A 20,474-nucleotide genomic window follows, 5' to 3' on the forward strand; every position below is an offset into this window, starting at 1 on the left:
GGGTGCCGGCCGGTGGATGCGCAAAAGGGGAAGCCATCTATTATCCTGCCTTTGAACCCGGCACCTCCGGCGTGTGCGGGCAAGGCCGCCTGGCAGGCTTGGTCAAAGCCCCATGCGGCCAGGGGCCGGGCCGGCGACGATCATGGCCCGGAGGCCTGGATCGCGGAGATGGCCGACGTCATTTGCTGCACTCTGCTCCCCCTGCTTCGCGGCCGTTTCGTCCCCATTTCGGTGCGTGGCGGCGCCTTGCGCGGTGCAGAAACAATGGATCGTGGTCGCGAGGGGCGAATTCCGCAAGGAAACTGTGTGTAAAGCCCCAATCCAGGCGGTTTTGACAGCAGTTATTCACAGGTGTTGCGGTATTATGCCGGCTTTGCCGCAATACCCTCCGCACTGTCGGTCAGTGTGCGAACAAGGCCAAAATCTACCCCGTTTTTCCCGGCGACGGCACGCCGATGTGCCTGCCGTGCCTGAGAGGATTCTTGAATGTTCGGAGCTTTCCGTCGGTACTTCTCCACCGACCTCGCCATCGATCTGGGCACCGCCAACACCCTGATCTTCGCCCGTGACAAGGGCATCGTCCTCGACGAACCCTCGGTGGTCGCCATCCGCCACGAAGGCGGACCCCACGGCAAGAAGGTGATCCAGGCAGTGGGCCGCGAGGCCAAGGCCATGCTCGGCAAGGTTCCAGGCAACATCGAAGCCATCCGTCCCATGAAGGACGGCGTGATCGCGGACTTCGTGATCACCGAGAACATGATCAAGCAGTTCATCAAGATGGTTCATCCGCGCTCGGTGCTCACGCCGAGCCCGCGCATCATCATCTGCGTGCCCTGCGGCTCCACCCAGGTGGAGCGCCGCGCGATCCGCGATGCGGCCGAAGCGGCCGGCGCCACCAGCGTCGACCTGATCGAGGAACCCATGGCCGCCGGTATTGGCGCGGGCCTGCCGGTCTCCGAAGCCTCGGGCTCGATGGTGGTGGACATCGGCGGCGGTACCACCGAGGTGGGCGTGATCTCGCTGGGCGGCATGGTCTACAAGGGTTCCGTGCGCGTGGGTGGAGACAAGTTCGACGAAGCCATCATCAACTACATCCGCCGCAACTACGGCATGCTGATCGGCGAGCCGACCGCCGAAGCCATCAAGAAGAACATCGGCTCCGCATTCCCTGGCTCCGAAGTCAAGGAAATGGAAGTCAAGGGCCGCAACCTGTCCGAGGGCGTGCCGCGCAGCTTCACCATCTCCAGCAACGAAGTGCTGGAGGCACTGACCGAGCCACTGAACCAGATCGTCTCCGCCGTGAAGAACGCGCTGGAGCAGACACCGCCCGAACTGGGCGCCGACATCGCCGAGCGCGGCATGATGCTGACCGGCGGCGGTGCGCTGCTGCGCGACCTCGACCGCCTGCTGGCCGAGGAAACCGGCCTGCCGGTGCTGGTGGCCGAAGAACCGCTGACCTGCGTGGTGCGTGGTTGCGGCATTGCGCTGGAGCGCATGGACCGCCACGGCGGCATCTTCACCAACGAGTGACCGAAAGAGCGGGCCAGCGTGGTGCATGCAGGGTGCGTAGTCCAATGGAGTAGGCCATGCCTCTAGGCACGCTGGACCGAAAGGCCCCGTCTCTTTTCAAGCACGGCCCCTCGCCCCTCGCACGCCTGACTCTCTACAGCGCCTTGGCGCTGTTTTTGATGGTGGCGGATGCGCGTTTCCATGTCACCGAGCCCATCCGTGGCGCGATCGGGACGGTGCTCATGCCGATCCAGTGGGCCATGCTCAAGCCGGTGGAGTTCGCACAGTACGGCGCGGGCTACTTCCAGGCGCTCGAGGATGCACAGAAGGGCCGTGACGAAGCCCAGAGCAGGATGGCGGCCATGTCGCAGCAGGCCAACCAGGTCGACCTGCTGCTGCAGGAGAACACCCAGCTGCGCCAGTTGCTCGAGCTGCGCGAGCGCGTCAAGGCCGAAGGCATGGCCGCGCAGGTCGTCTACGATGCCGCAGACCCCTATACCCGTCGCGTGGTCATCGATCGTGGGCAGATCGCCGGCGTCGTCCCGGGCTCTCCGGTGATCGATGCTTCGGGCGTACTCGGCCAGGTCACGCGGGTGTTCCCGCTCTCCAGCGAGGTGACGCTGCTGATCGACCGCGACCAGGCGATCCCTGTGCGGAACATGCGCACCGGTGCGCGGGGCGTGGCCTATGGCGATCCCGTGATGCTGCATGGCGGAGGCATGGAGCTGCGCTTCATGCCAAGCAATGCCGATGTACAAGAGGGCGATCTGCTCAGTACCAGCGGCATGGACGGCGTCTACCAGCCCGGGCTGCCGGTGGCCAGGGTGATCAAGGTGGAAAAGCGCGCCGATTCGTCGTTCTCGCGCATCTACTGCCAGCCCCTTGCACAGATGAGCGGCGCGCAATACGTCTCGGTCCTCAAGCCGCTCACCGACGGCGTGCGTGCCGAGGTCGAGGCCGAGGTACCGGCGCCGAAATCCGGCAAGGCCGAAAAGCCGGCCAAGGCCACGAAGGACCTTCCGGGCCGTGCCCAGAATGGAGGCCGCCCATGATGCCCAAGGGCCAGCAGCTGCTGCTCCCCGTCAGCCCGCTGTTCATCGTCGCCAGCTTTGTCGTGGGGCTGGCCATCAATCTGCTGCCGCTCGGGCGCGTGGTCTGGACGCCCGACTGGCTGATGGTGCTGCTTGCGTTCTGGGGCATCCACCAGCCGCAGCGCGTGGGCATGAGCGTGGCTTTCATCCTCGGGCTGTGCATGGATGTGAGCCAGTCCGCGCTGCTCGGCCAGCATGCGCTGGTGTACTGCCTGCTGATGTATGCGGCCCAGATGTCCAGCCGCCGCATGCTGTGGTTCAACGTGTGGCTGCAGGCGCTGCAGATGGTGCCGCTGTTCGTGGGAGCTCACGCGATCGAGCTCCTGCTGCGCCTGATCTCCGGGGGAACTTTGCCAGGCCTCGAAGGTCTGATTGCACCTGCGCTGGAAGCCGTTCTGTGGCCGATTGCCACGTGGATCCTGCTTGCGCCGCAGCGGCGTCCGCCCGATCCGGACGAGAACCGGCCGCTCTGATGCTTGCCGTGCCTGCCTGTTTGTCCGACCGGCCACCCATGAAGCCCGCACACCATGACTGAATTGCGAAATGTAGAGGCCGACGTCTCTCGCTTCCGTTTGCGGGTGATCGTCGTCGGCTTCCTGGTCTTTCTGGCATTCCTGCTCATCGTCTCGCGCCTGCTGGTGCTGCAGGTGGTGCGCCATGACGACCTGGCCGACCAGGCCGAGAGCAACCGCACGGCCGTCGTGCCGATCGTGCCCAACCGGGGCCTGATCCTTGACCGCAACGGCGTGGTGCTGGCCTCCAACTATTCGGCCTACACGCTTGAGATCATGCGCTCCAAGGTCTCCAATCTGGACGACACCATCGAGGAGCTGTCCCGGATCGTGGACATCAGTTCGCGCGACCGCCGCAAGTTCCGGCGGCTCATGGAGGATTCCAAGAGCTTCGAGTCCATTCCCATCCGCACGCGCCTGACGGACGAGGAGGTCGCCCGCTTTGCGGCCCAGCGCTACCGCTTCCCCGGCGTGGACATCAAGGCCCGCCTGTTCCGCAACTACCCCCTGGGCGAGACCGGCAGCCACCTGATCGGCTACATCGGCCGCATCAACCAGCGCGAGAAGGAGCGCATCGAGGATTCCGACGACGCTGCCAACTACCGCGGCACCGACTACATCGGCAAGCTCGGCGTCGAGTCCTCCTACGAGTCGACCCTGCACGGCCACACCGGCGTGGAGCGCCTCGAGACCTCCGCCGGTGGCCACGCCGTGCGCCGCCTCGCGAGCTTCGCCGCGACGCCGGGCGATACCGTGATGCTGTCGGTCGACATCAAGCTGCAGCGCCTGGTGGAGGAAATGTTCGGCGACCGGCGCGGGGCGCTCGTCGCGATGGACCCGCGCAACGGCGAGATCCTCGCGCTGGTGAGCAAGCCCACGTTCGATCCGAACCTGTTCGTCGAAGGCATTGACCAGGAGAACTGGCAGGCGCTCAATGAATCGATCAACAAGCCGCTGCTCAACCGTGCGCTGCGCGGTACCTACCCGCCGGGCTCGACCTACAAGCCGTTCATGGGGCTGGCCGCGCTGCAGCTGAACAAGCGCTCGCCCACGCAGGTGTACAGCGATCCGGGCTACTTCAACTATGGCGGCCGCACCTTCCGCAGCCACGAAGGCGGCCTGGGCGGCGTGGACATGTACCGCGCGATCCAGTATTCGAGCAACACCTATTTCTATTCGCTTGCCGTCGACATGGGTGTGGACATGATCCACGACTTCATGAAGCCGCTGGGCTTCGGCCAGATCACCGGCGTGGACCTGAACGGCGAAGTGCGCGGCACGCTGCCCAGCACCGATTGGAAGCGCAACACCTACAAGCGCCCCGAGATGAAGCGCTGGTACTCGGGCGAAACCGTGTCGCTGGGAATCGGGCAGGGCTACAACAACTTCACCATCCTGCAACTGGCGGGTGCCGAGGCCACGCTGGCCAACGGCGGCACGCGCTTCACACCTCATATCGCCAAGGCCACCAAGGACGCGGTCACGGGCAAGATCGTCGACATCCAGCAGCCTCCCGGCGTCTCCCTGGGCTATGAGCCGAAGAACATCGAGATCATCCACAAGTCGCTTGGCCTGGTGAACAAGGTCGGCACGGGCGCGCGGCTGTTCGCCAGCGCGCAGTACACCTCGGGCGGCAAGACCGGCACGGCGCAGGCCGTGAGCCTGGGCCAGAACGTGCGCTACAACGCCAAGCTGCTCGACGAGCACAAGCGCGACCACTCGCTGTTCTCCGCCTTTGCGCCGCTCGAGGAGCCGCGCATCGCGGTGGCCGTGATCGTGGAGAACGCCGGCTTCGGCGCCGCCGCCGCGGGCCCCATCGTGCGCCGGGTGTTCGACTACTGGCTGCTCGGGCAGTACCCGAGCGAGGCCGATCTGGCCGCCGTCTCGAAGGGCCAGGCCACCGCGCCGATCGGCACGCCGCGCAAGGCGGCAGATATTTCGCTCACGGCGAACGAGCCGCCGGCGCCCTGACGGGAGCAACCCACCGAGCGCGGCGGATCACGCCGCAGCCACCACCTCCTTCGGCGGCTGCAACTGGCTCACGATCAGCGCGCCCACGATCAGCGCCGCGCCCAGCAGGCCGTTCAGGCCCAGCGTTTCACCGATCAGGAACCAGCCCATGGTGGCCGCGAAGACGGGCTCGAGCCCATAGATGATCGCGCTGCGCATGGCGTCCACGCGCTGCTGGCCCCAGGCCTGGAGCGTGACGACCATCACGCTCGCGAACACGCCGAGGTAGACGAGCGCGGCCCATGATGTGGCGGGAAGGTGCAACAGCGGGCCCAGGGCGCTCGGCACGTCACCATGACGCACCAGGACGAGGATGGTGGCCGACACGAACATCACGGCTGCCTGCGCCGCCGCCATGCGCGTGGCGCGCAGCGGTTGCCCGGCAGTGCGCCGCGCGCATTCCTCGAGCGCCAGGATGTAGATGGCGTAGAAGAACGTGCTGGCGAGGGTGAGCGTGTCGCCCAGGTTCCAGGGTTCGTTCTCGTGGAACATGAACGTCATGCCCAGCAGCGCCATGCCGCAGGCGACCCACAGCGCCAGCCCATAGCGGCGGCCCAGCGCCAGCATCGCGAGAATCGGCACCACCAGCACGTTGAGCCCGGTGACGAAGGCATTGCGGTTGCTGGAGGTGCGGGCCAGGCCCTCGATCTGCAGCCAGAACGCGATGAACAGCAGCACGCCGAGCGCAAGGCCCCAGCGGCGCTCGTTGCTGCGCATGCCGCGCCACATGGGCAGCAGCACACACAGGGCGATCGCAAAGCGCGCCCAGATGATCTGCAGGGCGTCCAGATGGCTGGACAGCAGTTTCATCGCCGGGAAGGTGGTTCCCCAGACGATGGTGACGATCAAAAGGGCCACGAGGCCACGGCGCTCGGAACGCATAGCGGATGGAATTCTGTTGGGTGGTTCGGCCAAAGCCTTGCCGTACGAGAGTACTGTCGCGGCTTTGCGTCGCGTCTGAGGGGCTATCTCATCATTGTGGCTGGGGCTTCCCGCGCTCGCAGGACTGCGGAGGTGGCCGGAAAACCGGTTGGCCCCGCGCTGTCAATGATTCGACATTCTGCCGATAAAGGCACGGATGCGGTCATTCGCCGGGTTGCCGAAGAACTCGGCAGGCGGTGCCTCTGCGGTAATGCGGCCCTGGTCGAAGAACATCACGCGGTCGGCCACTTCGCGGGCGAAGCCCATTTCGTGGGTCACGATGATCATGGTCATGCCGTTGCGCGCAAGCTCGCGCATCACGTCGAGCACCTCCTGGACCATCTCGGGATCGAGTGCCGAGGTGGGCTCGTCGAACAGCATCACCTTGGGCTCCATCGCGAGCGCGCGGGCAATGGCCACGCGCTGTTGCTGCCCGCCCGAGAGCTGCCAGGGGTACTTGTTCGCATGGTCCTTGAGGCCCACGCGGGTGAGCAGCGTCATCGCCCGCGCATGGGCCTGCTCGCGCGAGAGGCCTCGGATGCGGCGCGGCGCGAGCGACACGTTGTCCAGCACCGTCATGTTGCCGAACAGGTTGAACTGCTGGAACACCATGCCGACCTCGCAGCGCTGGGCCTGCAGCGTCTTCGCATCGTCGGTGACGGGCACGCCGTCGATGGTGATCGTGCCGCTGTCGTGCGGCTCGAGCCGGTTGATGGCGCGCAGCAGCGTGCTCTTGCCGGAGCCCGAGGCGCCGATGATCACGGTCACTTCACCGGTATTGAACGAGGTCGATACGTCCTTGAGCACCTGGTGGGTGCCAAACGACTTGCAGACCTTGTCGGCCACGATGTAGCACTTCTGCGTATCCTGCTTGTTGGCGTGGCTCATTTGGCGCGGCCCTCCACATCGAAGCGGTACTCGATGGCGGCGGCCACCTGCGTGACCAGCGTGGTCAGGATCAGATAGGTGATCGCCACCGTCACCAGCGTTTCCACCGGCTGGAAGGTGGCCGACTGGATGCGGTTGCCCACGTTGGTGAGCTCGACCACGCCGATCGCGTAGGCGAGCGAGGAGTCCTTGAGCAGCGCGACGAAGTTGCTCACCAGCGGCGGCAGGGAAATCTTGAACGCCTGGGGGAACACCACGTCCAGGAACACGCGGCTCCTGGGCAGGCCGAGCGCACGCGCCGCCTCGGTCTGGCCGCGCGGCACGGCCAGCAGGCCGGCACGCACCGCCTCGGCGTTGTACGCGCCGACGTTCAGGCCCAGCGCCACCACTGCGGCGGCGAAATCAGGCAGGTTCAGGCCCGGCACGAGCACCGGCAGGGCAAAGTAGACGAACAGGATCTGCACCAGCAGCGGTGTGCCGCGAATGGCCCAGATGTAGATGCTGGCGATCCAGCGCAGCACGATGTTGCGCGAGGTGCGGGCGAGCGCTGCGCTCGTGCCCAGAATCAGTCCGACGACGCCGCTGATGATGGTCAGGTACAGCGTGGTCAGTGCGCCCTCTTTGAACAGCTCGGCGTTGGAGCCGATGGGTTCGGGGAAAAACGAAAGAAGCTGGCCGAGCAGTGCAAGAACCAGCACCATCAACACCAAAGCCGCAACCAGTGTCGCATTGCTGCGTTGGTTGCGGCTCCAGTGCGCGGGCCAGAGGGCTAGAAGCATGGGAAATCAGGCGTAACGAACGACCGGAGCGTAAGGCTCCGGCGTCATTGGTGTGGAATGAAAGGGCGTGCCTGTTACTTGCAGGTCACGTCTTCCTGGAAGTACTTCTGGGAGATGGCCTTGATGGTGCCATCCGCGATCAGTGCCTTCAGGGCGGTGTTGTAGGCGTCGGCCAGGCCGGTGTTGCCCTTGGAGACGGCGGCGGCGATCTGTTCGATGAACAGCATGTCGCCGGTCTTGAAGCCGGCCTTCGGTGCCTTGGCCAGCATTTCCTTGGCGACGAAACGGTCGGTCACCCAGGCGTCCACGCGCTTGGAGGCCAGCGCGCTGCGGGCGGCTTCGTCGGTCGGGAAGTTCTTCACTTCCTTCACGCCGGGCACCTGCTTGACGTGCTCGAGGTAGCTCGTACCGGTCTGCACGGCCACCACCTTGCCTGCCAGGTCGGCGGCGGTCTTGATGGAGGGATTCATCGAGACGATGATGCCGCCAGAGCAGTAGTGGGGGTGTGTGAAGGTCACGGCCTTGGCGCGTTCTTCGGTGATGCCGTGCGATGCGATCACCAGATCCCAGCGGTCCTGCGCGAGGCCGGTGAGCAGGGCGTCAAAGCCGACGGCCTTCCACTCGTACTTCAGGTTCATCTTCTTCGCGACGGCTTCCGCCACCTCGATTTCATAGCCCGTCAGCTGTTTTCCCTTGAAGAAATTGAAAGGCGCGTACTGGCCTTCGGAGGCCAGGGTGATGCTGCCGCTCTTCTGGATGGCGTCCAGTGGGCGAGCCTGCACCGACACAGCGGCGCACAGAGCCACGGCGGCGGCTACGGATGCAAAGATTTTCTTCATGTAGGTCTCATTCCTGCGGGATCGCATCAGGTACAAAAAAATCCGGCATTGCAGATCACAAGCCGGAACCGTTTGACCCCCTCTTGTAGCGGGGCGGTGTCATAAAGCAGCCACATTATAAAAAAACGGACTGGCCGTGGTCATCCCGATCTGCGGGGATTAACCCGCAGACGCAGGGATCCCACACGATCAACGCTTTTCGCGCATCAACGTTGACTTGCCGAACAGGCTCTCCAGCAATTCGACGGCCAGCTCGGCGGTCTGGTTGCGGATGTCGAGCGCCGGATTGAGCTCCACCAGGTCCACCGAGGCCAGCGCGCCGCAGTCGGCCAGCATTTCCATGCACAGTTGCGTCTCGCGGTAGGTCGGGCCGCCGCGCACGGGCGTTCCCACACCGGGTGCCACGCCGGGATCGAGGAAATCCATGTCGAAGCTCACGTGCAGGTGGGTGCCCGCATCGACGTCCGCCAGCGCGGACTGCATGACCGCACGCATGCCCATCTCGTCGATGGTGCGCATGTCGTAGACGTCGATGCCGTGTTCGTTCACGAACTGCCGCTCCGCGGGATCGACGCTGCGGATGCCGATCATCGTGACCTCCCGGGGCGCGAGCACCGGGGAGGTGTCGGCCAGATGCGTCAGCTGCTCGGGCCCGTGGCCCAGCAGGCAGGCGACAGGCATGCCGTGCAGGTTGCCGCTCGGGCTCGATGCGGGCGTGTTGGAGTCGGCGTGCGCGTCGAACCAGAGCACCTTCAGGCGCTGCTGCCGTGCACGGCAGTGCTGCGCGACGGCGCTGATCGAGCCGATCGCCAGGCAGTGGTCGCCGCCCATCATCAGTGGCAGCCGGCCTGCGGACAGGGTGTCCAGCGTGGCGGCGAACAGGGCGCGGTTCCAGGCCGTCACCTCGTCGAGGTGGCGAAATCCGCCCTCCGCGGGGGCCTGCGGATTGCCCGGGCCGAGCAGGTTGCCATAGTCGAACACCTTCATGTCCCGCGCGCGCAATGCCTGGGCGATGCCCGCGATGCGCAGCGCCTCCGGCCCCATGCTGGCTCCGAGCACGCTGGCCCCCACATCGGTGGGCGCGCCGATCAAAGTGATTCCTCGCATAGAGATACCCGACCTTCCTTGAGTCCCGGATGGAATGATAGGCGGCTTGGTCCCTGGGATGTTCATCTCAGGAAGGCGTCATAGCCCGTCTTCAGGATCAACGCGCTCACCACGAGAATGAAGATGCTACGCACGAACCCCGCGCCATGCTTGAGAGCGAGGTGGGTGCCAGCCACGCTGCCGATGATGTTGAAGAGCGCCAGAGGAATGGCGTAGTGCCACCAGATGTGCCCCTTCATGCCGAACAGCACCAGTGCGGAGGCATTGCTCGCGAGATTCATGAGCTTGGCGGAGGCCGAGGCGTTCAGGAAGTCGTAGCCCAGCAGGCGCACGAACAGGAAGATGAAGAAGCTGCCGGTGCCGGGGCCGAAAAAGCCGTCGTAGGCCCCCACGGTCAGGCCGATCGCGCAGGCGATGGTCACCTCCCGGCTGCCCTGGTAGCGCGGCGCATGGCTCTTGCCCAGGTCCTTCTTGGCCAGCGTATACAGCAGCAGGCAGATCAGGACAAAGGGCAGCAGCTTGCGCAGGAACTCGCCGGAGATCAGCGTGACGGCCCATGCACCGAGAAACGAGCCGGCGAGCGCCGCGCCTGCCGCCGGCAGCAGGGCATGCCAGCGCATCTGCACCTTGCGGCTGAACTGCCATGAGGAGACGGCCGTGCCCCAGATCCCGCCACTCTTGTTGGTGCCGAGCAGCGTCGCGGGCGGCGCCGTGGGAAACGTAGCGAACAGCGCAGGGACGAGGATCAACCCGCCTCCGCCCACGATTGCATCCACAAAACCGCCGAGCATCGAGGCCAGCGAAACGATGATCCATTCCATCCCGCGATTGTCTCATTGACGCATGGGCTTGCCGGGCTCCTTGCGAGGAGAGCAGCACCGCCTCTTGGCGCTGTCTGCCAGCAACGGCCAGTGCGGTGCCGCCATTGAAAAACATCAGGCAAAAAAAAGCGCCGCATGTGCGGCGCTTGGGTGAACTGGCATCTTATGGGGGATGCTCGGATATTGTGATGGTGTTCGAATTGTGGCGTCTCCTCGGTCCCCTCGCTGCGTGCCGAGGCGCGCTTTCGAGTAAGGAGACTGTAATGGTTGCACATCGATAGTGCATTGGTGATTTCCCCACCCTATTTTGGAGCGTACATCCGCAGGCGCGGCCCCTTTTGATGCAGTGCGATGAAAAACACCTTGGCACGACTTGTGCATTTTGGTTGCAGATCGTCATCATGGACACGCGGGGAACTATGACAGTGCGCAAGGTTTGTAGCGGCAAATTCAGGGCCTGGGGATGTGTCGGTGCCTGTGTTGTGGGCCTTCTGCCCCTGCAGGCGCTGGCGGACTCCATGAGCCGTCCATCCGTGGTTCCGCTCGACGGAATCAGTCCCGTCGACACCGCCTGGGTGATGGTGGCCACCATTCTGGTGCTGCTCATGACCCTTCCGGGCATTGCGCTGTTCTATGCCGGAATGGTGCGCAGGAAGAATGTGCTCAACACCATGGCAAGCGTGGTGGCGATCGCGGCCGTGGTGAGCATTCTCTGGCTGGCGCTGGGCTATTCGCTGGCGTTCACGCCGGGCAACGGCTGGATCGGATCGGACTCGCGCGCCTGGTTTGCAGGGCTCGAGTTCAGCGCCGTGCACCGCAGTGTGGCGGTCAGCCATCTCGCGCCGCACCTGCCCGAGGCGGCATTCGCGATGTTCCAGCTGGCCTTCGCGGTGATCACTGCGGCGGTGCTGGTCGGCGCCTGGGTGGAACGCATGCGTTTCGGTGCGATGCTGGTGTTCGTCGGGCTGTGGAGCCTGCTGGTCTATGCGCCGATCGCTCATTGGGTGTGGGAGCCGGGGGGATGGCTCGCGCGCATGGGGGCGCTCGATTTCGCGGGCGGCACCGTGGTCCATGTGAATGCGGGCATCGCGGGGCTGGTCTGTGCCTGGATGCTCGGGCACCGCCGCGGTTACGGCCGCGAACCTTTCGAGCCCTGCAACCTGGGCTTCACGATGATCGGCGCCTCGTTGCTGTGGATCGGCTGGTTCGGCTTCAATGCAGGCTCGTCGCTGGCCGCTGACGGGCGTGCGGCCTTGGCGCTGGCCGTGACCCACATTGCCGCAAGCGCGGGCGCGATGGGCTGGATGTTCGCGGAGTACCTGGTGCGCGGCAAGACCTCCCTGCTGGGCCTGTGCTCGGGCCTGGTCGCCGGGCTGGTGGCGATCACGCCGGCCGCGGGCTTCGTCACACCGCGCAGCGCGCTTCTCATCGGCGCATTGGCGGGCGTGGCCTGTTACTGGGGCGCTACCAGCCTCAAGCGCCTTCTGGGTGCCGACGATTCGCTCGATGTCTTCGGTGTGCACGGCGTGGGCGGCATCGTGGGATCGCTGCTCACGGGAGTGTTCGCCGATCCGGAGATCGGGGGAGCCAGCGGCAGCGTGCTCACGCAGGCCATCGGCGTGCTCGGCGTCGGGGCCTTCACCCTGGTGGCGACGGCGCTGCTGTTCTGGCTGGTCGACAGCCTGATCGGTCTGCGCGTGGACGAAGAGGCCGAGTATGTGGGGCTCGACATCGCGCTGCACCGCGAGAGCGCAGGCACCTGAACCACAGGGGTGCGGGCTGGTGCATGCGACCGTGAGCACAGTGAGGTTCGATCATCATGGGAGAAAACGACATGAGCGAAAACGATCGCCTGGCCATCGCCGCGCACCTGCATGTCCTGCTGCGACGTCACACCGGACGCGTGACCGACACCGAGTGGATGGCAGCCAATCCGGAATATGCGCTGGCGATCATCACCTTCGCACGCACGCACGCGCAAAGCCACAGCGTGCCGGAGCTTCCCGAATGGGCCGCGCGCCTCGAGGCCGCATGGCTTGAGGAGCCTGAGACCCGGCAGCGCGTCCCGCTCGCCCAGCGCGCAGGCGACATGCTCCGGCAACGGCTGGAGGAGCGGAAGTACGTGGGACGATTGCGCTGACAGTTGTTGGCAAAGCGCGGAGTGGCGCGCGCCGCCTTGTGATCCCCCGGTTCGCGCGGGCCATCTGGTCCCATGCGCCTGGAAGTCGATGTTGCCCGCTGATACAGTCCCCGCAACTTCATTGATGGACGGACACATGCGAAAGTTGAAAGCAGCTGCCACGGCATATCTTCTCGGCATGGCCTGGATGGGATCGGTGGCGATGGCGGCCTCCGGTTTCACGGTCAGCCCCGGCAACTGGGTGGTGACGGATGAGGTCAACGGCCAGCCGGGCCGAGGCATGGGCATCGAGGTGCGTGATGGCACGCTGGTGATGGCCGTCTACAACTACACGCCCACGGGACAGGCCACCTTCCATCTGACGGCGGGAGCCATGAACGGCAACAGCTTCAGCGGGCAATTGATGGAGTACAAGGGCGGGCGCTATTTCGGTGGCCCGGCGCTGGATGCTGCAGAAACCGGATCGGCGGGGGCAGTCGAACTGCAGTTCACCGACGCAACTCGAGGCACGATCAAGTTCCCAGGGGAGCAGGCCAAGGCCATTTCCCGTTTCCAGTTCGATGGATTGCAGCCCACCCAGTTCTTGCGCAAGGACTTTCTCGAGTACTGGTTCGTGGCCGAACTCGACGCACACAACAAGCCCACCAGCGCCTATCCCCTGATCATCACGGACGACGCGCAGGGTCTTCGAACCAACAAAGGCGCATGCCAGAACGCCGTTGTCGACGGCAGCATCACCTTCAGTTGCCGGACGGGCTGGCAGGCTCCGGACTCTTATGCGGACGTGAGCTTCCAGCGATTTGACCGCCAGCTGGAGGGCTCGGTGACGAGGTCGTTCTCTGCGGGCAAACGCAGGCTTGTCGGGGTGCGGATGGCCGCGGGTAATGTGGGACCCAATACCCGCCCTCAGTACGACACACCGACCACGGGTTGGGCCGATCCGGCCAAGAGCTATAGCGTGCCTCAGTCCGGCATGTGGATCATCAACTCGGAGAACACCGGCCGGCCTGGACGTGGCCTGTCGCTGGATCTGCAGGCCTCCACGCTGGTTGTGCAGGTGTACGCGTACGAAGCGGATGGGAGCCCGACGTTCCGCATTGGATCAGGAAGCTATGTGGAGGGTGAAAGCTCCGTGCCGCTGATGAAAGTACGAGGAGGCCGACACTATGGTGGGGGCGCGCAGTCCGGCGTGGATGCTGGAAGCGACGGCAACGCGCAGATTCGCTTCACGTCGCCGACCACGGGCCAGATCCGGCTGCCCGGCGAGCAGTGGACGGACATGCAGAAGTTCAGTGTGGGCGCTGACGCACCTGCGGCCGAGAGCTTGCTGGGACAATGGCTGGTGTGGAACGAGGGCGAATTCAGCAGCTACATCTCCACCGTGCTCAACTTGACGAGGGTGGAGAACGGCCGCGCTACGGACGACGCTGGTGCGGCTCGATGCTGGTTCGAGAGCACGCCCCAGGGCACCGTGCGATGCCAGGGGCCACGCGACGAGTACCGCTTCACACCCTCCTACGGCAACGGCACTTCGGTGGGACAGGCAATGAACGACGATCGTGATCAGATCGTCGTGTGGCGCATCAAGGATCGATATGGTGTTGCAGCAGGTGCGTTGAGCAAGCCATGAGGTTCCTGCATATCCCGTACTTTCCGTACGGGTGACCCGGCAGGGTCACTGCCCGTTGCGGATCCACTGCGATGCCATCTCCGCCATCATCAGGGTGGGCGAGTTGGTGTTGCCGCTCGTGATGGTCGGCATCGCGCCCGCATCCACCACGCGCAGGCCCGCGATGCCGCGCACGCGCAGGTGCGAGTCGAGCACGGCCATCGGGTCGTCGTCCCGGCCCATGCGGGTGGTGCCCACGGGATGGAAGATGGTGGTGGCGATGTCGCCCGCAAGACGCGCCAGGTCTTCGTCGGTCTCGTACTGCGGGCCGGGCTTCCATTCCTCGGGCGAGTATTTCGCGAGCGCCGGCTGGGCGCAGATGCGGCGCGTCACCCGCAGGCTGTCGGCGGCCACCTTGCGGTCGGCGTCGGTCGAGAGGTAGTTGGGCGCGATCGCGGGCGCCGCTTTGAAATCCGCATGCTTGATCGTCACCGTGCCGCGGCTGGTCGGGTTCAGGTTGCACACGCTGGCCGTGAATGCGGGGAAGCTGTGCAGCGGCTCGCCGAACGCATCGAGCGAGAGCGGCTGCACGTGGTACTGGATGTTGGGGTGCGCCATCTCGGGACTGCTGCGAGTGAATGCGCCGAGTTGCGATGGCGCCATGCTCATGGGGCCGCTGCGCATGAACGCGTACTCGAGGCCGATCTTCGCCTTGCCGACGAGGCTGCTGGCCAGCACGTTGAGCGTGGGCACGTTCTTCACCTTGTAGACGGCGCGGATCTGCAGATGGTCCTGCAGGTTGGATCCGACGCCGGGCAGGTCGCGCACCACATCGATGCCGTGCTGCCTGAGCAGGCCGGCCGGGCCGATGCCCGAGAGCTGCAGCAGCTGCGGCGAATTCACGGCACCGGCGCAGAGGATCACCTCCTGGTGCGCCTTCACGGTGACCATCTCCTGGCCGGTCCACACCTGCACGCCGGTGCAGCGCTGCACTCCATTGGCCTCTGTCTCGACGATGAGCTTCGATGCCTGTGCGTTCGTCCACATCTCGAAGTTCGGGCGGCCGTAGCAGGTGGGACGCAGGAACGCCTTGGCCGTGTTCCAGCGCCAGCCGGATTTCTGGTTCACCTCGAAGTAGCCCACGCCCTCGTTCGTGCCGCGATTGAAATCGTCCGTGGCGGGAACGCCCGCCTGCGTGGCGGCCTGTGCGAATGCGTCGAGGATGTCCCAGCGCAGCCGCTGCTTTTCCACGCGCCACTCGCCGGAGCCACCCGTGCTCTTGCTGCCGTGCAGGCGCTTGAAGGCGTCGTCGGCCCTGGCGGGATCGTCGAGGCGCCAGTGGTCCTCGTGGCGGCGGAAGGCCGACAGCACGTTGTCCCAGCGCCAGGCGTCGTCACCCGTGACCTGCGCCCAATGCTCATAGTCGCGCGCCTGGCCGCGCATGTAGATCATGCCGTTGATGCTGGAGCAGCCGCCGAGCGTCTTGCCGCGCGGATAGCGCAGCGTGCGGCCATTCAGGCCCGGATCGGGCTCGGTGTTGTAGAGCCAGTCGGTGCGCGGGTTGCCGATGCAGTACAGGTAGCCCACGGGAATGTGGATCCAGTGGTAGTCGTCGCGGCGTCCGGCCTCGATGAGCAGCACGCTCTTTTGCTTGTCTGCGCTCAGACGGTTGGAGAGCAGGGCGCCTGCCGTGCCGCCGCCGATGATGATGTAGTCGAATTCGGTGTTGTCGCTCATGGATACCGGATGCCTTGCCCTGCACGGGCCTTGTGTCTCGTGCAGTCATTGTGCAAAAAGGCATGGCGGTGTCGAGAGGGGAAGCGCTGATCTGCTATTGATTTTGTGGCGCGAGTCAGACGCCGTCAGCCGCTTCCGGCAGCTTTGTGATGTTTTCTCAAAGCATGAGCGACTCCAGCAGCCGCGCCACATGCACCGCCTCGCGCTGTGCCCCGTCGGCGATCTGGTGGCGGCAGCTCGTGCCGTCGGCCACCACGATCGCATCGGGCTGCCGGCGGATGGCGGGCAGCAGCGCGGCCTCCGCCATCTGCATCGAGACCTCGTGGTGCCTGGCCTCGTAGCCAAAGCTGCCGGCCATGCCGCAGCAACTGGTCTCGATCAGTTCCGCCCGGGTTTCGGGAATGAGCCCGAGCACGTCCATGATCGGCGTGACGGCGCCGAATGCCTTCTGGTGGCAATGGCCATGCAGCAGGATCTGCCTGCCGGCGGGACGCAGCTTCAGCGCGAAGCGCCCGGCCTTGATCTCCCGGGCAATGAACTCCTCGAACAGCAGCGCCTGTTTCGACACGGCGACGGCCTTGTCGCCAAGGCCCAGCACCAGGGCCTCGTCGCGCAGCGTGAGCAGGCACGAGGGCTCCAGGCCGACCACCGCGACGCCGGCCTGCGCGAGGGGGAGCAGCGCGTCGATCAGGGCGCCGGCGCGCTCGCGTGCCTCATCCACCATGCCGCCCGCAAGATAGGTGCGGCCGCAGCAGTGGTGGCTGCCTTGGCCTTTCTCGACGGTGTGGAGCACATAGCCCGCCGCCTTGAGCACGCGCGCTGCCGCCAGGGCGTTCTCGGTTTCGAACGTGCCGTTGAAGGTGTCGACGAACAGCACCGCGGCCTTCCTGTGGGCACGCGATGCGGCGAGCGTGGATTCGAGATCGGAGAACAGCGCGCGGTCCTCGTCCTGCATGTGCCAGAACGTGTCGCTGCGCCATGCGGGCAGGCTGCGGCGGGCGGACAGGCCGAGCATCTTCTCGCCCAGCCATGCCGCGCCGGGCAGGGTGTTGCGCAGATTCATGAGCCATGAGAACTGGCTGGCCTTCGCGGCATAGTCAGGTAGCCTGGCGATGAGCCGGTCCTTGAGCGTGTGGCCGTGCCGGGCCTTGTAGTGCGAGAGAAATTCGATCTTCATCTTCGCCATGTCCACGCCGGTCGGGCAGTCGCGCTTGCAGCCCTTGCAGCCCACGCACAGATCCATGGTGTCGTGCATTTCCTCGCTGGTGAAGGCGTCGGGCCCCAACTGGCCGGACAGGGCCAGGCGCAGCGTGTTGGCGCGGCCGCGCGTGAGGTGCTGCTCGTCGCGCGTGACGCGGTAGCTCGGGCACATGGTGCCGGCGTCGAACTTGCGGCAGGTGCCGTTGTTGTTGCACATCTCCACGGCCTTGGCGAAACCTCCGGTCACATCGCCGCCGGTGCCGGGCGCGGTGATCTCCTCCGTGACCGGGTCGGCGTTCACGTTCCATGCGGACCAGTCGAGCGCGGGCGTGATCGGGATGCGCCTGTAGGGCCTGCCGCTGCTCTCGGGTGCGAAGCGGAACAGCGTGCCGTCGTCCATGCGCGGCGTGTCGATGATCTTGCCGGGGTTGAACAGGCAGAGCGGGTCCATCTGCTGCTTGATGGCTCGGAACGCCTCGTTGAGGGCGGGGCCGAACTGCCATTCGATCCACTCGCCACGGCACAGCCCGTCGCCGTGTTCGCCGCTGAAGGCGCCCTTGTACTTGCGCACCAGCTCCGCAGCCTCTTCACCGATGGCGCGCATCTTGGCCGCGCCGCCCAGCGGACCGTCGATGCGCATGTCGAGGATCGGGCGCACGTGCAGCGTGCCGACGGAGGCGTGGGCGTACCAGGTGCCGCGCGTGCCGTGCCGTGCGAAGACCTCGGTGAGCGCATCGGTGTACTCGGCAAGGTGTTCGAGCGGCACGGCGCAGTCCTCGATGAAGCTCACCGGCTTGCCGTCGCCCTTCAGGCTCATCATGATGTTGAGGCCGGCCTTGCGAACCTCCCACAGGTTCTTCTGCGGCGCATCGTCGGGCATCTCGACGACGGTTCCGGGCAGGCCGAGATCGCCCATCAGTTCGACGAGCTGCCGCAGCCGGGGCCGCAGTTCCTCCTTGCTCGCGCCCGCGAACTCGACCAGCAGGATCGCGGCGGGCGTGCCGTTGATCAGCGCGGTCTCCATGGTAGGGCGGAATGCGGGGTTGCTCAGCGCGAGATCGATCATCGTGCGGTCGACCAGCTCCACCGCGCAGGGGCCGAGTTTCACGATGTGCTGGGCGGAGTCCATCGCGCGATGGAAGGACTCGAAGTTCACGACCCCCAGCACCTTGGATTTCGGCAGCTCCGACAGTTGCAGCGTGAGGCTCTTCGTATAGGCCAGCGTGCCCTCCGAGCCGATCAGCAGGTGCGCGAGATTCACCGAACCGTCGCCGGTGTACGGGCGCTCGTTCTGGTTGTGGAAGATGTCGAGGTTGTACCCCGCCACCCGGCGCATCACCTTCGGCCAGCGGGCCTCGATGTCCGCCTGGTGCTGGCGAGCGAGCGAGCGCACGAACCCGGCCAGCTTCGCCTCCTTCGCACCCAGGCTGGCAACGGGGCCGAAGTTCAGCAGATCGCCGCTCGACAGCCAGGCGCTCGCGCCGAGCACGTTGTGCACCATGTTGCCGTAGCGGATCGAGCGCGATCCGCAGGAGTTGTTGCCCGCCATGCCGCCCAGCGTGGCCTGCGCGCTGGTGGACACGTCCACCGGATACCAGAGCCCATGGGGCTTGAGCTGCGCGTTGAGGTGATCGAGCACGATGCCAGGCTCCACCGTCGCCGTGCCGTTCTTCACGTCGATGTCGAGCACCTTGCGGAAGTGCTTGGTGTTGTCCATCACCAGCGCGGCGCCGGTGGTCTGGCCGCACTGGCTCGTGCCCCCGCCGCGCGGCAGCACGGGTACCTTGAGATCGCGTGCGATGGCCAGCGCGGTGGTGATGTCGTCCTCGGTCTTCGGGACCATCACCCCTGCCGGCATGATCTGGTAGATCGATGCGTCCGTCGCATAGCGGCCGCGCGAGGCGGCATCGAACATCACCTCGGCCTGCGTCTCCTTGCGCAGCCGCTGCTCCAGCGCATGGCAGACCTCGTTGGGTGGAAGCACGGTGCCTGCGGGCGCCAGGCGTTGTTGCGGGTCGATTTGCATGAGTTCTTCCTTCTGCTCTCTGTGGGGTGCGGCCGTCGTGCGTTGAGACGGCCTGCGTTCCTGAAAACACCAGTTTTTCAATTTTGCATGCATTATTTGCTCATGTATTCCTGAGGTATTCAGGGAAATCCATGATTCATATTTGTCTTTTGAATGCAAAACTAGCGCCCAGATCGATGCGAAGGGCCGAGGCTCTTTCGTACCGCAAGGGCGGCACAGACCGATTCACATGAGACACATGAGATGAAGGAGACAACCACCATGCAAGCCACCACACCCGTCCGTGCCGCGTCTGCGGCTGCGATATCCGTTCTGTCCCTTTTCGCGCTGGCCGGAACGGCCCATGCCGACTGGGCGCCGAGCAAGGCGATCGAATTCGTCGTGCCGTTCTCGCCGGGCGGCGCGTCCGACCAGATGGCACGCGTGATCCAGGCGGCCATCACCAAGCACGAACTGGTGAAGGTACCGATCGTCATCCAGAACAAGGCGGGTGCCTCGGGCGCCGAAGGCATTCTCGATGTGAAGAGTGCGGCCAAGGAGCCGCACAAGATCCTGGTGGCATCGACCGGCATCTTCACCGTGCCCATGGCCACGGGCCTGCCGTTCAACTGGAAGGACCTCACCCCGGTCGGCATGGTCGCGCAGGACGAGTTCGTGCTCTGGGTGAACGCCGAGACGCCCTACAAGACATCGGCCGACTATCTCGCCGAAGTGAAGAAGAACCCCGGCAAGTTCAAGATGGGCGGGACGAGCTCCAAGCGCGAGGACCAGGTCATCACCGCCGAGGTCGAGCTCAGGAGCGGCGCGAAATTCACCTACATCCCCTACAAGGGTGGCGGCGAGGCCAGCACCCAGCTCGTGGGCAAGCACATCGACTCCAACCCCAACAACCCGAGCGAATCGATCGCGCAGTGGCGCGCGGGCCAGGTGCGCGCCCTGTGCCTGTTCTCCGACAAGCGCAGCGGCTACACCGCCAAGGTCACGGATTCGCAGGGCTGGGCCGACATTCCCACGTGCAAGGAGCAGGGGCTCGATGTCACCTACAACATGCTGCGCGGCTTCTTTCTTCCCGGCGGCGTGACGCCCGACCAGGCCACGTTCTATCAGAACCTGCTCGCCAAGGTGGTCGAGACGCCGGAGTTCAAGGAGTATCTCGAGAAGAACGCGCTGCGCCCCGATTTCATGGTGGGCCAGAAGTTCGTCGAGTTCCTCAAGACCGACGAGGCGCGCCATGCCGAGATCATGAAGACCGCCGGCTTCATGAGCAAGAAGTGAGCAGGCCATC

16 protein-coding genes are annotated in these 20,474 nt (G+C 65.3%); 8 read left to right on the forward strand and 8 right to left on the reverse strand.

Annotated elements, in window-relative coordinates; translation table 11 throughout:
* Positions 1–486: 486 nt before the first annotated feature.
* The 4 genes from H9K76_RS00595 to mrdA are packed head-to-tail and all read left to right on the forward strand — an operon-like array spanning position 487 to position 5,083.
* Complete coding sequence (locus H9K76_RS00595) at positions 487–1,530, forward strand: rod shape-determining protein (protein WP_166067978.1); 1,044 nt, start codon at positions 487–489, stop codon at positions 1,528–1,530.
* 56 nt (positions 1,531–1,586) lie between these two features.
* A complete protein-coding gene (gene mreC, locus H9K76_RS00600; RefSeq protein ID WP_187597692.1) occupies positions 1,587–2,561 on the forward strand; it encodes a rod shape-determining protein MreC in 975 nt (324 codons plus the stop codon).
* Positions 2,558–3,073 (forward strand): rod shape-determining protein MreD, encoded by a 516-nt coding sequence (gene mreD, locus H9K76_RS00605; protein ID WP_187597693.1) that lies wholly within the window; start codon positions 2,558–2,560, stop codon positions 3,071–3,073. The genes mreC and mreD overlap by 4 nt, the downstream gene beginning before the upstream one ends.
* Before the next feature lie 54 nt (positions 3,074–3,127).
* Positions 3,128–5,083, forward strand: a complete 1,956-nt coding sequence (mrdA, locus tag H9K76_RS00610; protein WP_187597694.1) for a penicillin-binding protein 2 — start codon at positions 3,128–3,130, stop codon at positions 5,081–5,083.
* A 27-nt stretch (positions 5,084–5,110) separates the two neighbouring features.
* Here the strand turns inward: mrdA and H9K76_RS00615 are convergent, their stop codons facing one another.
* From H9K76_RS00615 to H9K76_RS00640, 6 genes are all read right to left on the reverse strand, one after another.
* A complete protein-coding gene (locus tag H9K76_RS00615; RefSeq protein WP_187597695.1) occupies positions 5,111–6,004 on the reverse strand; it encodes a DMT family transporter in 894 nt (297 codons plus the stop codon).
* Between the two features lie 162 nt (positions 6,005–6,166).
* Complete coding sequence (locus H9K76_RS00620; protein ID WP_187597696.1) at positions 6,167–6,931, reverse strand: amino acid ABC transporter ATP-binding protein; 765 nt, start codon at positions 6,929–6,931, stop codon at positions 6,167–6,169.
* Positions 6,928–7,710 (reverse strand): amino acid ABC transporter permease, encoded by a 783-nt coding sequence (locus H9K76_RS00625; RefSeq protein WP_187597697.1) that lies wholly within the window; start codon positions 7,708–7,710, stop codon positions 6,928–6,930. Before H9K76_RS00625 ends, H9K76_RS00620 begins: the two co-directional genes overlap by 4 nt.
* A gap of 74 nt (positions 7,711–7,784) precedes the next feature.
* Complete coding sequence (locus H9K76_RS00630) at positions 7,785–8,549, reverse strand: ABC transporter substrate-binding protein (protein ID WP_187597698.1); 765 nt, start codon at positions 8,547–8,549, stop codon at positions 7,785–7,787.
* 189 nt (positions 8,550–8,738) lie between these two features.
* Entirely contained in the window at positions 8,739–9,656 is a 918-nt protein-coding gene (rocF, locus tag H9K76_RS00635) for an arginase (protein ID WP_187597699.1), read from the reverse strand.
* Between the two features lie 62 nt (positions 9,657–9,718).
* The gene (locus H9K76_RS00640) at positions 9,719–10,477 is read right to left on the reverse strand and encodes a sulfite exporter TauE/SafE family protein (RefSeq protein ID WP_187597700.1); all 759 of its coding nucleotides are present in this window, start codon (positions 10,475–10,477) and stop codon (positions 9,719–9,721) included.
* Positions 10,478–10,995: 518 nt separating this feature from the next.
* On the opposite strand from H9K76_RS00640, the gene H9K76_RS00645 reads away from it, so the two are divergent.
* The 3 genes from H9K76_RS00645 (at position 10,996) to H9K76_RS00655 (ending at position 14,247) form a co-directional block, all read left to right on the forward strand.
* Positions 10,996–12,240 (forward strand): ammonium transporter, encoded by a 1,245-nt coding sequence (locus H9K76_RS00645; protein ID WP_246475225.1) that lies wholly within the window; start codon positions 10,996–10,998, stop codon positions 12,238–12,240.
* 71 nt (positions 12,241–12,311) lie between these two features.
* Positions 12,312–12,617, forward strand: coding sequence for a hypothetical protein (locus H9K76_RS00650; protein WP_187597702.1), 306 nt, complete (start codon positions 12,312–12,314; stop codon positions 12,615–12,617).
* 136 nt (positions 12,618–12,753) lie between these two features.
* Positions 12,754–14,247, forward strand: coding sequence for a hypothetical protein (locus tag H9K76_RS00655; RefSeq protein WP_187597703.1), 1,494 nt, complete (start codon positions 12,754–12,756; stop codon positions 14,245–14,247).
* Positions 14,248–14,292: 45 nt separating this feature from the next.
* Here the strand turns inward: H9K76_RS00655 and H9K76_RS00660 are convergent, their stop codons facing one another.
* A complete protein-coding gene (locus H9K76_RS00660) occupies positions 14,293–15,963 on the reverse strand; it encodes a GMC family oxidoreductase (protein ID WP_187597704.1) in 1,671 nt (556 codons plus the stop codon).
* Between the two features lie 157 nt (positions 15,964–16,120).
* Positions 16,121–19,189, reverse strand: coding sequence for an FAD-binding and (Fe-S)-binding domain-containing protein (locus H9K76_RS00665; protein WP_187597705.1), 3,069 nt, complete (start codon positions 19,187–19,189; stop codon positions 16,121–16,123).
* A 261-nt stretch (positions 19,190–19,450) separates the two neighbouring features.
* Here H9K76_RS00665 and H9K76_RS00670 point away from each other — a divergent pair, with 261 nt between their 5' ends.
* Complete coding sequence (locus H9K76_RS00670; protein ID WP_187597706.1) at positions 19,451–20,464, forward strand: Bug family tripartite tricarboxylate transporter substrate binding protein; 1,014 nt, start codon at positions 19,451–19,453, stop codon at positions 20,462–20,464.
* Positions 20,465–20,474: the final 10 nt, after the last annotated feature.

It is taken from the genome of Diaphorobacter ruginosibacter, assembly GCF_014395975.1.
GTDB classification, from domain to species: Bacteria; Pseudomonadota; Gammaproteobacteria; order Burkholderiales; family Burkholderiaceae_C; genus Diaphorobacter_A; species Diaphorobacter_A ruginosibacter.

What these genes read in the sequence shown, in the direction of transcription:
- H9K76_RS00595 (WP_166067978.1), top strand. Translation starts at nt 487, where the DNA reads ATGTTCGGAGCTTTCCGTCGGTACTTCTCCACCGACCTCGCCATCGAT.
- mreC (WP_187597692.1), top strand. Translation starts at nt 1,587, where the DNA reads ATGCCTCTAGGCACGCTGGACCGAAAGGCCCCGTCTCTTTTCAAGCAC.
- mreD (WP_187597693.1), top strand. Translation starts at nt 2,558, where the DNA reads ATGATGCCCAAGGGCCAGCAGCTGCTGCTCCCCGTCAGCCCGCTGTTC.
- mrdA (WP_187597694.1), top strand. Translation starts at nt 3,128, where the DNA reads ATGACTGAATTGCGAAATGTAGAGGCCGACGTCTCTCGCTTCCGTTTG.
- H9K76_RS00615 (WP_187597695.1), bottom strand. Translation starts at nt 6,004, where the DNA reads ATGCGTTCCGAGCGCCGTGGCCTCGTGGCCCTTTTGATCGTCACCATC.
- H9K76_RS00620 (WP_187597696.1), bottom strand. Translation starts at nt 6,931, where the DNA reads ATGAGCCACGCCAACAAGCAGGATACGCAGAAGTGCTACATCGTGGCC.
- H9K76_RS00625 (WP_187597697.1), bottom strand. Translation starts at nt 7,710, where the DNA reads ATGCTTCTAGCCCTCTGGCCCGCGCACTGGAGCCGCAACCAACGCAGC.
- H9K76_RS00630 (WP_187597698.1), bottom strand. Translation starts at nt 8,549, where the DNA reads ATGAAGAAAATCTTTGCATCCGTAGCCGCCGCCGTGGCTCTGTGCGCC.
- rocF (WP_187597699.1), bottom strand. Translation starts at nt 9,656, where the DNA reads ATGCGAGGAATCACTTTGATCGGCGCGCCCACCGATGTGGGGGCCAGC.
- H9K76_RS00640 (WP_187597700.1), bottom strand. Translation starts at nt 10,477, where the DNA reads ATGGAATGGATCATCGTTTCGCTGGCCTCGATGCTCGGCGGTTTTGTG.
- H9K76_RS00645 (WP_246475225.1), top strand. Translation starts at nt 10,996, where the DNA reads ATGAGCCGTCCATCCGTGGTTCCGCTCGACGGAATCAGTCCCGTCGAC.
- H9K76_RS00650 (WP_187597702.1), top strand. Translation starts at nt 12,312, where the DNA reads ATGAGCGAAAACGATCGCCTGGCCATCGCCGCGCACCTGCATGTCCTG.
- H9K76_RS00655 (WP_187597703.1), top strand. Translation starts at nt 12,754, where the DNA reads ATGCGAAAGTTGAAAGCAGCTGCCACGGCATATCTTCTCGGCATGGCC.
- H9K76_RS00660 (WP_187597704.1), bottom strand. Translation starts at nt 15,963, where the DNA reads ATGAGCGACAACACCGAATTCGACTACATCATCATCGGCGGCGGCACG.
- H9K76_RS00665 (WP_187597705.1), bottom strand. Translation starts at nt 19,189, where the DNA reads ATGCAAATCGACCCGCAACAACGCCTGGCGCCCGCAGGCACCGTGCTT.
- H9K76_RS00670 (WP_187597706.1), top strand. Translation starts at nt 19,451, where the DNA reads ATGCAAGCCACCACACCCGTCCGTGCCGCGTCTGCGGCTGCGATATCC.